The sequence below is a fragment of the Parabacteroides sp. PH5-46 genome, assembly GCF_029892785.1.
Classification (GTDB): Bacteria; Bacteroidota; Bacteroidia; order Bacteroidales; family Tannerellaceae; genus DFXE01.
The window spans coordinates 186,959-201,800 of sequence record NZ_JARXXA010000002.1 but is presented as its reverse complement, the minus strand read 5'-3'; the positions used below and the strand labels follow the sequence as shown (position 1 = coordinate 201,800).

Below are 14,842 nucleotides of genomic sequence, written 5' to 3'. Positions count from 1 at the left end.
AATTTACTAATTAAACTTGTTAGTTGAATAGGATAGGAGTGTTTATAGAAGAAATATACCGGATAAGTGCGGCCGCACCTTATCCTAATTCCCTTCGTCGGTATTATCCGCATCAGGTTATATGGGTATAATCTCAGCCTGTAATTTGCATCGTTTCCGACACAACAACAAGCACCCCTTAGTATTCGGGGCACAAAGGAAACAAAAAAACAGCAAATAACAATTCTTTCTACGGGAAAAGAAAAAAGGCCATTGCAGAAAAATCCGCAACAGCCTTTTATATATATAGATTTGGCGTTAATATTACATCTTAGGACCTTCTCCCCATTGAGGAGCTCCCTTGTCTTGCCATACACGTTCAGAGTTCAGGATTGTTCCTGAGCCAACAGTGTATCCCTGATCTTTATAAGATTCCATCAAAACATTATACATCAAATCCGTTGGAGAAGGCTGGTTCAAAGCCATACGACGAGGTATAGAAGTCGTAGGAACCTGCGTATAATTCACACGATTCAGAATATCAGATCCGATTTTAGGAACACCCGAACGACGGGCAGTAGCATAAAGATCGATCGGCTGCATGAAGAAATGCACCAACTGCTGGATATACACCTTTTCAAGGTCGGTAGCCGCATTACCGGTTAACTGATACTTCTTATTACCCATCATTGTTTCGATCTCACCGCTTACCAAGTCGATTGCCTTTTCGTGCGGATCGTAGTTGTAAGTTGTTCCGTAATAAGGAATTTTGTTATTCTTTGCCAAGCGGTCATATTCCTTTACTGAAGCCTCAAGCGCTTTATTGAAATAAGCATCAGCTGAAGCAGGAAGATTAGCTCCCAACAGCTTAAACTCAGCCAGATAAAGGTTTACTTCAGCGGTCGTCATATAAATACCCCACCAAGGAGTAGCTGTCTTGTCTTCAATAGCAGCATCGCCCGGAACAGTCGGATAAGTAAACTCTACTCGTCCATAGATCATCTCTGTCTGGAACATAGAGTAAGGACGATAGGTATAGTTTTCATTATAACGGCATTGTACCGAATAGTTAAACCAATCACCGTATGTACCGGCCTGTTGTCCCGCATCGAAAGCCAAAGGCAATCCATAATAACGTACCCAAGGCTCGCCTGCGCCTTTCCAGCCCTTGAATTGATAGAGACCATCTGCTCCTACTTCGTAGTCTACGTTGTCTAAGATGTATTTAGGAACATCCTTTTCACGTTTTGCGTCAAAGAACAATTGAACTACTTTTGAGTTCCAGCTATTCTTTCTGAATACGAAGCGTACGCGTGGATCACGGTTTTCAACCATAAAGTCAATCATTGTTTGAGAACCACCGATTCCTGCCAAAACACCGTTATTCCAGTGGTATGCATAATCATCGCTTGTAGTACTTGCTTTAGCTTTGTTGAAAAGGAAATCGTCGGCTTCGCCATCCAGCACTCCACAAGAAGCAGAAGCTACTTCCTGAGCAATGCTCAACGCTTTTGCACGGTTCTGGCTGATCAGACGGGCAGCGATCTTCAGTTTCAAAGAGTTTGCCAACTTGGCCCACTTTTTTACATCTCCGTTATAAATCACATCCTGTGATGCCTGAAATACCTGTCCGGCAGCGTTGCTTAACACGTCGATATCCTTGTCCAGGTCATTCAACCAAAGGTTGTACAAGTCTTCTACCTTATCATATTTAGGGGTCAATGTACCGCCATGAGCTGCCTGTGCAGCTTCTGTGTATGGGATGTTACCAATGAAATCGGTGTCAAAGATTCCCATATATACACATAATACATCCAAAGCAGCAGCATATTGTGCATACTTAGCACTTTCTTCTTCGTCCATCAAAGAACGGGCATGTGCCAGTTCGTTCGCATATTTCAGTACATCTATCACTCCCAATCCTTGTTCAGGTGCACCATCGGCAAGAGATGAAGATACTCCGCCGGTAGAAACACCGGCTTGTGTCCAGGCAAATATTTCCGAAGCATTGTAGAACCAATAGGTATATCCTTGCGGCTCGAATGCCAGTACTGCTTGCGCAAACAAGTAAGACGGATTTCCGTCGGTTACGGCTGCGGGATCTGTATTTATTTCTGCAAAATCATCTTTACAGCTACCGAATGACAGCGCCAGGAGAGCCAAAGCAGAAGTCAATAATATTTTATATTTTTTCATTTTGTAATTTATCAAAAGTTATTTTCTTACTTTTCCTTTATACACGTTTAGAAGCCAACATTCAGGGTGAAAGTGTAACTGGATGTTACGCCCTGGAAGGAACGAACACGAAATTCACCTGATGCTGTACCAGCTACCGACTCCGGATTTTCTCCGTTAGGCATTGAATTCAGCAAATAACCCAGGTTGTGACCGGCAAGAGTCAGATTCAAGCTCTTAGCTTTCAGTTTCTGACAGAAAGCAGTAGGTACCCGATAGCTAAGCGAAACATCGCGTAAAGCAATATAATTTAGCTTTTTCACCCAAGCATCAGACACAACACCATAATTACGTCCGGCCATTGTCCAAGCGTTATTTCTATAATTCCATGCAGAAGCATGTGTAGGCTCGATCACGCCTTTATCAATCAATTCCTGATATGATTCACCTTCTTTGGAAACGCCCCCTGACTGTACGGTATAAACCGAACCGTTAGGCTGTGTAATAGTTGTACCTGTAGGGAAGAGTCCGCTAGGAACTACTCCGTCGTGATAAGTTAATCCGTCATAACCGGAAGTCCAGCTAACGCCACCATGTCCGGGAGTTCCGTCAAGAGATTTCTTTGTATAACCATATGCTGTACCATAACGAGAGTTGTATGAAGCTACATATCCGCCAAAACGCATATCCAGACCAACATATAGAGAGAAGTTTTTATACTTCAGATTAGTAGATACAGAGCCCAGGAAGTCGGGAACCATAGATCCGATTTCATAGATTTCAGCTTCATTACGCAAATAGTTTGCACGTCTCATTGACTCTGTCCATACAAGGATAGGCAGGCCGGAAGACTTATCGAACTTCAGATAACTGTCTGTCATTAATGTACCATAAGAAGAACCTACTTTTGCTACTGAACCAATTCGGTAGTTACCATAGGCTACATCACCACTTAACACGATATAATCAGCTACGTTTTCGTGTAGAGAAATAACCTTGTTCTGGTTCTTAGTATAGGTCATGTTTATATCCCATTCCCAGTCTTTCGTACGAACAGGCACAACAGTTGCAGCGATTTCAACCCCTTTATTCTGGATATTACCTGCATTGATGATCTGCTTTTTGATACCTGATTGGTAAGGTACATCAATCGTCATGATCTGGTCTTTCGTGTTTTCTTTGTAGTATGTAAAGTCAATACCAAAACGATTGTCTACAAAACGCCAGTCTAAACCAACTTCCCAGGCATTCTTACGCTCAGGTTTCAGGTTAGCACTGGCTACTGTTGTAGGAAGTTCCAATCCATAATAGTTAGAAGCGCTTGAAGTTGAAGTAGTCAGCTTATAAGCCGAATTGATTGAATAAGGGTCGGTATCGTTACCAACCTGTGCCCATGAAGCACGTACTTTAGCAAATGAAACCCATGTAGGCAATTCATCTCTGAAAGTATTGGTCAACAACCATGAACCATTTACAGAAGGGTAGAAATACGAGTAAGTTCCGTGAGAATCGCTATATACCAGGGAAGAAGACCAGTCATTACGCCCTGTAACATCTACAAACACCTGATCTCTCCAGCTTACGCCAGCCATAAAGGCAACAGAGAACATTCTCTTTCTGTCTTTAATTTTCGCTTCATAGTTCGGAGTCTTTTGGGAGTTTTCAATAAAATACTGTCCGGGAACAACCAAACCATCTTTTGTGCTGATTTGCTGATACTGACGGAAGTTTTCATAATACTCTCCCCGTACAAAACCGTTCACAGCCCAGTCTCCGAACGTTTTATTTGCCAAGAAGTTAACGTTCAGGTTCGTTTGCTCTTTTGTATTAAGTTTCATCTCGTATTTTCCGGCAGCGCTTTCTGTGTTTCCTGTATTGGCATAACCCTGTCCCAGTTCTTTTCCTTCGTAGCGGGTATAATAATAGTTGTAGCTACCTTCCGTGTTGAATTTCAACCAGTCCAACAAGTCTACTTCCAATTTAACAACCGGACGAACCGATGTTTCTTTCTGCTCATATGTATTTTCATACAATCTCCACCAGATACCACGTCCCGGCATATTTCCGTATTGGTCGCCATAGCTGTTGCTCGCCAAACCTCCGTGTGCACCTTTATATAGTTTCTTTGAGTAAGAAGGATCGTATTCACGTCCCCAGTTACCGTTTACAAACTGCTCACCAATATTGATTTGCGGGTTTTTAGGCATTGAATTGGCAAATGACATGCTGATATCCAACTTAACCCGGTCTGTAATTTTATGAGAAGCTTTTCCTAAGAAAGAAAATCTTTTAAACTCATTGTTAGGCAATGTTCCACTGGCATAACGGAATCCCATAGAGGTATAGAATGTTGTTTTGTCATTCCCTCCGTTGATAGCGATATTTGTATTGGAGTTAAAGCCTTTGTTATACGCATCCTTAAAGTTATTCTTCTGAGGGCTGTATGCACGATAAGTTCCGTCATAATACTCTATTTCGCGTCCGTCGAAAGGAGTACCAAAACTCATGCCCTGAAGAGGCAGCAAACTAACCCGTCCGTCATTGTTATAAGAGAACTGGCGGTGATTGTCAAAGATATAGTAGTCGCCATTGGCATCTTTGTCTCCGTATTCTACATATCCGGAAGCTGTTCCGTTACCAAATACATTTTGCAGATCCGGAGCTGATGTTACAGCGTCAATACCTACTGTCTGAGTGAATTGGATTCCCAAGCCCTGATTAGTCTTACCACTCTTAGTAGTGATAACAACTGCTCCGTTTAGTCCACGTGAACCATACAAAGCTGTAGCGGCAGCACCTTTCAGCACAGATACAGTTTCGAAATCAGAAGGGTTCAGGTTTTTCAGTTCGTTTCCGAAGTCATCCGGGTTTCCGGCCCAGTCGGGGTTACCTTCCTTGATATCATTAGACAGGATAACACCATCTACCACATAGATAGGTTGGTTATTCTTGCCCAATGTCGATACACCACGTATCTGTATTTTGGAAGAACCGAACATACCACCATCAGAACCGGAGATTTCCAAACCGGCAACTTTTCCTTGCAAAGCAGAAACCGGATTAAGTAGGTTTGTGTTTAATTCATCACCTTTCAATTCTTTCATGGCGTATCCCAAGGATTTTTCAGAACGCTTCATACCCAAAGCAGTAACAACTACTTCGTCCAACGCCTGCGTATCTTCAGAAAGATTGATTTGCAAAGACGTTTGGTTGGTTATCTTAATCTCCTGGGTAACATAACCAAGAAACGCAACAACCAGTGTTTGACCATCGGCCACATCTATAGAAAAATTCCCATTGATATCGGAAATAGTCCCTAAAGTGGTTCCTTTAATCGCAATAGATGCTCCGGCTACAGAACCAAAAGCATCATTAACAGTTCCGGTGACTTTCCGTTTCTGTTGAGCAACCCCAGTCTCTTCATTGAATATCGTTGTGTTCTCTGTTGCATGCATAGTCACAGAGCACAAACACATAGCCAATAACAAAGCACTGATCAGCTTGTTCTTTTTCTGCATAATAGATAGTTTTTAAAATTTGTAATTAAATGATAAGGGTAATTCGATTTACGTTTGGCATTCCCTTAATATTTGTATTTTTAAATATTTTCACAAAAGTATTAAAGAATCCTTCCGAGTTATTTTATAGCAGGTTATTTCATCTTATCATATAGTTTCGTGTACAATTTTAGTATGTTAACGTACAATTTTAGTATATTTGCACTTTCATTTTATAATGCACCTAACACAATCTAAATGAGCATAAATGAGAAGGTATATTCTACTAATATTTACATTAATTGCCTTTCTTTGCCAAAACCTGATCGGACAAGGGATCTATTACCAAACATTAGGTAATAAGCAGGGGCTTTCGCAACTGTCGGCCGTATCGTTCTGGCAAGATAACATCGGGAGAATATGGATTGGGAATGACGCACTGAACCGCTACGACGGAGAAGACGTTAAAGTTTTCCGCGCATCAGAACACCTGAATGGAATAGAGGATTCAAATATTCACTCGCTTTGTGGAAATGATTCTATTCTCTTTTTCCTGGCAGAGAATTCGCTGGTCAGCTTCAACCTGACACTCGAAACCTTCCACAACCCGGATATTTTTACTTATTCCATTTGCTATTCAAACGGCAAGGTATATTATATGTCCAGAAACGGGCTATTTTCCGCGTATGACTGGGAGACAAATACTTCCGAAACAATCGTGTCCCTACCCGATACCCTGATAGGCTCCGATTTTATCCTTGAAAAGGAAGAAGGAGAGTTCTGGGTAGCGACTCCTTCCGGCGTATTTGTCGTCAACGAGGATGAGAAAAGAGTAACCAACAGGATATTAACCGACGAACACATTGTCTACCTGCACAAAGATTTCCAGGGGTATATCTGGATGGCTACACAAAACCATAAAATATTTCTATATACACCCGAACAAGAAGTTATACCTTTAGAAATCAAAGGAAATAAACAACTCTCCGCCCCAGTTTTCTCAAACAGTATTTTCTGTATCCAGGAAGATATAAAAGGTACAATATGGATAGGCACTCTTACGGGCATCTACCGTCTCACAAGAGAAAAGGGTACAACCGGATTCATTCTGCAAGACCATATACTGAGTGAGTCAACCATATATGCCCTTTTTTCCGATAAACAGGGCACCATATGGATCGGCTCCTATTACGGAGACGTGAAATACTTCAACCCCTCTGCCGACAATTACACCTATTATTCTACAGACGAAAGCAATCCAAGCCGCCTGCACGGAGCAGTCATAGGGCAAATCACAAAAGACAAGGATGGCAATATGTACTTTGCCTCCGAAGGTAGCGGGATTAACATCTTACGGGCCGGCAGCAATACGTTTGAACATATTACGATGGAAAACGGCTTGCCGCAGAACAAAATCAGGGATCTATGGTATGATGAGGAGCACGACAGACTCTTTATCAGTGCCTATATGGAAGGGCTTTGCTACCTGGATCTGAAAACAGACAAAATAGTTCCGGTAAAGCATGGAGCTTTGGAAACCATACATCAGCGGATTGTTGAAAGCATCCAGCCGTATAAAAATGAGCTGATTTTGCGGACACAGAACGGCTTGTTCAGGTTAAACAGATCTACGCTCGAAATTCATCCTTTCTTTGAAGAAAAAGAACTAAAAGAACGATGTTCCGGGATCATTCGCTCCGTTTTCATCGATGAGAAAGACATGATGTGGGTCTCTTCATTCCGACATGGATTGTTCACCATTGATCTGAAAAAGAAGAAAATACTTAAACAATATGGAGACGGGATCAAAGAAGACAGCAAAATACCCAGTGCTGTAATCAAAATAGGTGGAGATAGTAAATATGGACTCTACTTTGTAACACTTAAGTCGGGCATATTAAAGTATATTGAAGCCCCGGACACATTCCAGGTATTCAATAAAGAAGAGCATCAGTTATTGAGTAATATCTGTTATAATCTGGCCTTTACCCCAAATGGGAAACTGGTGGTTACATCCAACAAAGGTATTTCTCTACTGGACATATCCGCCGACAACAAAATTACCTCCTCATACAGTATCCGGATCAATCCCACATCGCCCTTAACGGCTTTTATCGGCGATTGCGGACTCTATGTTTCATCAGGAGAAGATGATCGTATCTATGCAGGCGGAATATATGGGCTCTTTTGTTTCTCAGAAAAAGACCTTCCTGTAGAACAGGATGCTTATTCGCTGTTTTTTAGCTCGTTACTCATAAATAATGAGGATATTTCTCCGGCATCATCCTTACTCGACAAAAGCTTCTATCAGACGCAAAAGCTGATACTGCCCTATAATAAGAATACCCTGAGCATCAAATTCGCCTCTTCCAACTACCTGTCTTCCCGTACATCGCAATATACTTATAGATTAGAGGGATTAGATGAATTCTGGACAGATATAAATCACAAAACCATCATTTACAACTCACTTCGTCCCGGCAACTATAAGCTGGTTGTACGAGAGCTGGGCAATTCTTCGAAAGTAGCAGAATTGGCCATCACCGTTAAACCGCCGATATGGGCTACCTGGCCGGCTATTATTGCCTATTTCCTTATTATATCATTTATTCTTTGGCGAATTATCCGCTCCAACAGAAGTAAATCCATGCTACAGGCTTCCCTTGAGATGGAACGACGAGAAATGAGTCGCATAGAGGAAAGCAACCGGAACAAGATGGATTTCTTCATTAATATATCCAATGAATTCCGTACCCCTCTCACCTTAATTCTTTCACAATTGGAACGACTAATATCCGACGTTCCTGCCATTGGTAAAAGCAAGATTGAAAAGATAAAGACACAAGCGGTCCGCCTGCAAGAGCTGACATCCGAGATGCTTGACTTCAGGAGAATAGAGCAAGACAATCTGTCGTTGAAAGTCAGGAATTATTCCATAGACGAGTTCCTGCAAGGCATTTACTCTACCTTCCGTGATTATGCCGTAGAAAAAAGCCTTTCATTCCGGTACAACAGCATTAACGATAACACCCAGCTATGGTTTGACCAAAAGCAGATGCAAAGGGTGTTTTACAATTTGCTTTCCTTCATTTTTAAAATTGCCTCACCTAAAGATAATATAACGCTCTCTTTACACTACAAAAGCGGGCTTGCACGCATTTATATCACACATAAAGTGACAAGTAAAGGAGAGAAAGACATCGATAAGTTCATCGAGATACTCAACGATGAGAACAAGCTATATCCAGATATATCTTCACTGCCCGACGGAGCCATCGGCATTGTCTTCAGCAAAGGAATAATTGATCTGCACAAAGGAAATATCTCGGTTATCCAGGAAGAAAGCAAACGGATTTTAATAATTGAATTACAGACCGGAAATTCCCACTTCGACAATATCGACACAGAAGACCAGGTAGAGGAACTACAAAGCTCTTTACCGGCCAGTATGACGAAACTGCTGGAAGATGATCCTTTCTGGAAAGAATACGATGAAAAGCAGGTGAAAAACTTCCACATGTACCTTGTAGAAGAAGACTATGAAATGCGCAAGCTACTGAAAGAATCTTTTTCACACATATATGAGGTAACGGAGTTCCAGGATGCAGAAACAGCTTATGAAGCGGCTGTAAAAGAGAAACCGGACATCATCCTTAGCAAAGTCAATCTGCCGGGTATTTCCGGGATAGAAATGTGTCATATGCTGAAGTCCAATATTCAGACGTATCATATTCCTCTTGTTTTGTTAAGCTCACATCCTACGGAAGAACAGAATATTGAAAGCATCCGGGCCGGAGCCGAGTACTATATCGTACAACCTTTCAACATTCGTATTCTCTTCCTTCGCTGCAATTATCTGGTGAAGAACAGGAGGAAAATGCTTCAACAGATACCTACCCCCGAAGATCACGAAATGGAAGAAATGGCCACAAATGAAAAGGAACAGGAATTCCTAAGCATGGCAAAGCAGATTGTGGAAGAAAACTGGAGCAATACACACTTCGATATCTCGCTCTGGAGCCGCGAACTGGGGATAGGGCGTACCCGCTTCTTCAACCAGATAAAAAGCATCACGGGTATGACGCCCAACGAGTATCTCCTTTTGTTAAAGCTCAACAGGAGTCAGACGTTGTTGCAAGACAAGAACAATCTCACAATTGCAGAAATAGCCTATCAGTTAGGATTTTCAAACCCGGCCTATTTCAGCAAATGCTTCAAGAAGCAATTTGGTGTCACCCCCCAGGAATACAAAAGGAAGAAGTAGCCTTCTTCCTTTCTGCATATCCTTATACTTGTTCGAGTGTTGTTTTTATAAAGTTCCAGACTTTCTCTACTGAAGGGATGTTGATTCGTTCATCCGGTGAATGAGGGAATTGCAAGTCGGGACCGATAGAGATCATATCCATATCCGGATAGATTCCTTGTATGATGCCACATTCCAGTCCGGCGTGCATTACTTTTACGGAAGGTTTGCGCCCGTACAGTTTCTCATACGTTTCCAACATCAGTTTCAACACGGGAGAATCGATGTTTGGCTGCCAGCCATTATATGCTCCTCCGTATTCCACTTTAGCACCTGCCAGGGCAAAGACGCTCTCCAGGCTGGAGCATAGGGCGGCTTTCCGGCTTTCCGAAGAGCTACGCACCAGTATTTTTACTTCAATCAGTCCGTTAGAAGAGGTTACTACAGCCAGGTTGGACGACGATTCCACCGTTCCGGGGAAATCGCTCAACATACTGATTACTCCGTTCTGGCAGCCTTCTATGGCATTGATCAAATCGTCTTGTATCTCTTCCGGTATCAGGGTAGAAGGAATATCTATCTTCTCAGCTGTAAAGCTAATGCCATCTTCTATTCCTTTATATTCTTCTCTATATAGTTCCTGGTAATCGGAAACCATTTCCCACAGGATTTCCGCGTTTTCTTCGGGAATCGTTACTACGGCAAAGGCTTCGCGCGGGATCGCATTGCGCAACGACCCACCTTCTACGGAAGAGAGGCGCACGGCAGACTCCGAAACGGCATCCTTCAGGAAGCGGAACATCAGCTTGTTTGCATTGGCACGCCCCAGGTGGATATCTACACCCGAATGCCCGCCTTTCAGACCGGTCAGACTCAGCTTTACAGCCACATCGCCTTCCGGTATATACGAATCTTCTTTAAATTGCAGAGAAATATTCAGGTCTGCCCCGCCGGCACATCCCACAAACAGTTCGCCTTCTTCTTCCGAATCACAGTTGATCAGGGTACGGCCTTTCAGGAAGCCCGGTTTCAAACCAAAGGCACCATCCATACCTACCTCTTCATCTACTGTAAAAAGCGCTTCTATGGGTCCGTGACTCAAGGTATTGTCAGACAATACAGCCATAGACAGGGCAGCTCCTATTCCATTATCGGCACCCAGCGTAGTATCACGGGCAGTTACCCACTCGCCTTCCACGTAGGCATCGATAGGATCTGTTAGAAAATCATGTTGTACAGAGGAATTCTTCTGCGGCACCATATCCAGGTGAGACTGTAGGATGATGGTTTTACGTCCTTCCATACCGAGGGTGGCAGGCTTGCGGATAAGCACATTTCCTACTTCGTCTTGCAACGTTTCTAGTCCCAATCCTTTACCAAAGCCCACGACAAAGCGAGTTACAGCTTCCATATGACCGGTAGGACGAGGAATTTGGGTTAGTTCATAAAAATATCCCCACACATGTTTTGGCGAAAGGTTCTTGATCTCTGCTGACATAATTCTATCATTTTAAATTCCCTCAAATATAAAGAATATTTTGATTAAAGAACTCAGAAAACGATTCACTCTCTTGTTTTTTCTTTATTTTTACAAAAACAACTCTCGACAATATGAAACAAAGTCTGCTATTTAACCTGTTACTGTTACTCACATTATTGTTTTCAACCGTTGCGCAAGCCCAAACAAGAAGAATTTCCGGCCTGGTAAAGGACGAGATCGGAGAGCCCATCATCGGGGCGTCTATTCTACTGAAAGGAACTACTACAGGAACGATATCCTCCATTGATGGTACGTTTGAACTGATAATTACCCCCGATACTCCATCCCCGACCTTGGTTGTATCGTTTATCGGATACATTACACATGAGATAGAGATTGGTGACAAAGATCATTACGAAGTGGTGATGACAGAAGATCACCAAACGCTCGACGAAGTGGTAATTGTAGGATATGGTGTACAGGCACAAAGAAGCCTCTCGGGCTCTATAAGCAGTATTTCCGCAAAGAGCTTACAGGGAAAAGACGGCAAAGATAAAAAAGCTACTACCTGGAAACGTTCCGGTATGGCAGACAATTCCATCCGGCTGGAAGTGGGAGACAATGATTTCATCCCTCTTGAAGCCTCACAAATAGCTATCCAGATCGATGGATTCAGGGTACGGGTATTGATGGATTGCTTTTTCTTCAACGATAAAAAGGATGGTTTGGAGGGTGTTTTCAAACTAAAACTGCCTACCGATGCAACACCCTATTATTTTGCATTCGGAGAGACCGAATACCTGGATGAAAGCGACAAAGAGATTCCTTACATCATGTATGAGCCGGATAAATTCAACCTGACGTACAAAGGTATTGAAGATATGAGTGATCGGGAATGGGACAACGTAAAAGAGGCACGTATCGTATCGAAGCAGAAAGCTGCCAAAGCGTATGAACAGACCGTTTCAGCCAATATCGATCCGGCATTGATGGAATGGGGAGGAGCCGATATGTTTTCATGCCGTGTATTCCCGCTGGCGATGGATAAGCTGCACCGTGTCGTTATCGGTTACGACCTGAACATGACAGAAGCCTACGATTTCAGGGAATATATCTTGTCTTTACCTAAAACAGAGAAAGACCTTCAGGTTGATATCTCTGCCCATCACTCCGGCAGTCTTCCTCTGGAAATACAGCCTCAGTTAGCCCCACAGTATACAACGGGCGGACGGACGTATTACACGATCAAAAATCCCAAACAAAAAGAATATACGATTCATTACAACAGCATACAGCCGGTGATGCTTGTTCAGTCGGAAAGCGACGATGAAAACGAAAATATCGCTTATTTCGGAGCCAACTACAGGGTAGAACTTCCGGAACACATGCAGGAAGACATACCCGAAGATGCCGTTTTCCTGTTGGATGTCTCTTTAAGTTCAAATCCCGATAAGTTCAACGTATGGCTCAAACTTATGGACGAAATACTTACTCAGAACCGGGATATTATCAAGCGCTTTGGCGTTCTCTGCTTCAATATCGACCATTTCTGGTACAAGAATTATTACGAAAAGAACAATTACTACAACCTGAACGGATTCCTTACTTATGCCAATACACTGGCTTTGGAAGGGGCGACCAATATAGCCGATGCCCTTACAGAAGCCTCTGTTCCTTCCTGGCTCAAAGAAAACAAGGCGAAACATATTTTCCTGATGAGTGATGCAGATTACAACTGGGGCGAAACAAACAAACATTCATTCATCAAGACACTCCATAAAGGAGACCGGATCCACACGTATAAGACAGGCCTGTCGGGAACAAATATCGGGTTGTTGAACTTCCTGAGTAACTCTACCAACGGCTTTTCTTTTACCGTAACCGGTGAGGAAGAAGCCGGGCTTACGGCTAAATCGTTCCGTTTCAAGCCCTGGAGCATTGAAGAGATACAGGTAGAAGGGATAAAGGATTTCCTGGTTTCAGGCTCTCCGACACAATTATACAACGGGCAAAAGTTGATCTTCACAGGCCGGGGCATCCCCTCCGGGAATATCCAAATTAAAGTGAACAACGGTATGGAAAGCCAGACACTTGTTTTCCGGGATGCGGAAAGAATCAATTCCATACTCTCTTCACGTATTTATGGGCAGATCGCTCTGTCTTACCTGGACAACTATGGCTTTAAAGCAGAGGAAGCCGCCATTAACTACTCTACCTATTATCAGGTGCCCGGACAATACACCTCTTTCCTGATGCTGGAAAGTGAAAGCGATTATGAGGAATTTGGGATAGACGGAGATCCCGATGAATTCGTAGAAGAATGTACGGTAGACCGTATTATCAAAGAACTGGAAGCCCTGGATGCCGGACTATCCCTGGGTGATCCGAAGGCAAACTTCATCGCATGGATTGAACGATTGAGAGGAAACAACAGCATTATAGACCTCGACCCTGACGATGAATTCATGCAATATCTCAATGCATTGCCCGACTATGCCTTTGATATTCAACTCAAACCCATACGTTACAACCTGTACACCACAGAGCAGCAATCATCTGAAGAACAAGAGGCTCTGGCTGATGAAGACCTGCGCTTTGATGCTATATACCGGCTGTCACGCAAGCGCCAGAGCCGTTTAGGAAGCAAAGGAGATGCTTTAAAACTGTTAAGTTCTGTGGTGGAAAGAAATGCTTCCGACGTACAGGCCATACGGGATATAGCAATGGTAGCTACCGATTGGGGCATGGGAGATCAGTCGTACTATATGATGAAACGGATCATCGACTGGCGGCAGGGAGAAGCCATTTCGTACCAAATGGCAGCCGATGCGCTTGCCCAATCAGGCAACATCGATCTGGCAATCATCTACTACTACATCTGCCTGAATGCCGACTGGGATAGCGAATATGGCGATTTCCAGTCGATTGCAGCCTTGCAATGCCTCAAATACCTGAACAAACTAGCCGATGCATCCGTATATAAGCTCACGAATCATACCAAAGAATACATCACCCACTTTAAAAAGCAGGTGGAAGAAATACTGACGGATGATGATTTACTGATTAAAGAAGCCGATATCGTTGTCGTTGTAAGCTGGAATATAGACAATACGGACATAGACTTGCATGTGATTGAGCCGACAGGTGAAGAGTGTTTCTATGGACATACCAGCACCGAAATAGGCGGACAACTCACCAAAGACGTAACAGACGGCTACGGCCCGGAAATGTATGTATTGAAGAATGCCGTACCCGGAAAGTACCATATCGCCTTGAATTACTATAGCGATTCGCAGGTCAAAACCGCCTCAAAAGCCAAAGCCTATATAAACGTCTATCGTAATTGGGGGCGAAAAGACGAGAAGATCGTCAAAAAAACCATCCTGCTAGAGAAAGTAAAAGACAAGGAAAAGGTGCTGAATTTTATAGTAAAATAAAAAAGTTTCATTGGGATGAGAACTTTTTCTC

At 43.0% G+C, this 14,842-nt stretch carries 5 protein-coding genes and 1 riboswitch; of the genes, 2 read left to right on the top strand and 3 right to left on the bottom strand.

Going from position 1 to position 14,842, the window contains the following annotated elements:
- Positions 1-70: 70 nt before the first annotated feature.
- A riboswitch (TPP riboswitch) is annotated at positions 71-189 on the bottom strand.
- 114 nt (positions 190-303) lie between these two features.
- Both M2470_RS02685 and M2470_RS02680 read right to left on the bottom strand, forming a co-directional pair.
- Positions 304-2,175 (bottom strand): SusD/RagB family nutrient-binding outer membrane lipoprotein, encoded by a 1,872-nt coding sequence (locus tag M2470_RS02685; RefSeq protein WP_280743512.1) that lies wholly within the window; start codon positions 2,173-2,175, stop codon positions 304-306.
- Positions 2,176-2,222: 47 nt separating this feature from the next.
- Positions 2,223-5,672 (bottom strand): SusC/RagA family TonB-linked outer membrane protein, encoded by a 3,450-nt coding sequence (locus tag M2470_RS02680; protein WP_280743513.1) that lies wholly within the window; start codon positions 5,670-5,672, stop codon positions 2,223-2,225.
- 247 nt (positions 5,673-5,919) lie between these two features.
- Between M2470_RS02680 and M2470_RS02675 the strand changes: the two genes are divergently transcribed.
- Positions 5,920-9,915 (top strand): hybrid sensor histidine kinase/response regulator transcription factor, encoded by a 3,996-nt coding sequence (locus M2470_RS02675; protein ID WP_280743514.1) that lies wholly within the window; start codon positions 5,920-5,922, stop codon positions 9,913-9,915.
- 22 nt (positions 9,916-9,937) lie between these two features.
- Here M2470_RS02675 and M2470_RS02670 read toward each other — a convergent pair whose 3' ends face one another.
- A complete protein-coding gene (locus tag M2470_RS02670; RefSeq protein ID WP_280743515.1) occupies positions 9,938-11,392 on the bottom strand; it encodes an aminoacyl-histidine dipeptidase in 1,455 nt (484 codons plus the stop codon).
- A gap of 113 nt (positions 11,393-11,505) precedes the next feature.
- Here M2470_RS02670 and M2470_RS02665 point away from each other — a divergent pair, with 113 nt between their 5' ends.
- Positions 11,506-14,811, top strand: coding sequence for a carboxypeptidase-like regulatory domain-containing protein (locus M2470_RS02665; protein WP_280743516.1), 3,306 nt, complete (start codon positions 11,506-11,508; stop codon positions 14,809-14,811).
- The last annotated feature ends 31 nt before the right edge of the window (positions 14,812-14,842 follow it).